The organism is Vibrio sp. 03_296, assembly GCF_002265885.1.
In genome coordinates, this window is record NZ_NPKW01000474.1 from 1 (window position 1) to 475 (window position 475).

Below are 475 nucleotides of genomic sequence, written 5' to 3' on the forward strand. Positions count from 1 at the left end.
CAATTGGTACGAACGCATAGTCTAACTCCAGTCTGAGTTTTGTGGTTATTTTTTTCTCAATTGTTTGAAGCAGCTTGAGTGCCTGCTGCACGCCACCGCCATACGCCTTCACCAATCCACCCGTGCCGAGGCGAATGCCACCATAATATCGTGTCACGACTGCGGTGATCTCACCAACACCCGACCCCGAGAGCTGCGCCAAAATCGGCTTTCCTGCTGTACCCGATGGCTCGCCATCATCACTAAAACCCCACTTCATTGAATCCTCTGGTCGCCCTGCAACAAACGCCCAACAGTTATGACGCGCATCGGCATGTTGCGTTTTAATCCTCTCTACAAAAGCTTTTTGCTGCCTCTAATCGTTCGGGGTATGAGTAAGATACGTAAGTGAAGAGACTACTTTTTGATTTCTTCTTCAAATTGAACCGCTTTGGGCTTGGGATGAWGGTATGGGTTTTCGTTCGATGACATTCGC

The 475-nt window shown here is 48.9% G+C and carries 1 pseudogene; it reads right to left on the minus strand.

Annotated elements, in window-relative coordinates:
• Positions 1-471: pseudogene (locus CIK04_RS25495) on the minus strand (YigZ family protein); the annotation flags it as partial.
• Between the last annotated feature and the right edge of the window lie 4 nt (positions 472-475).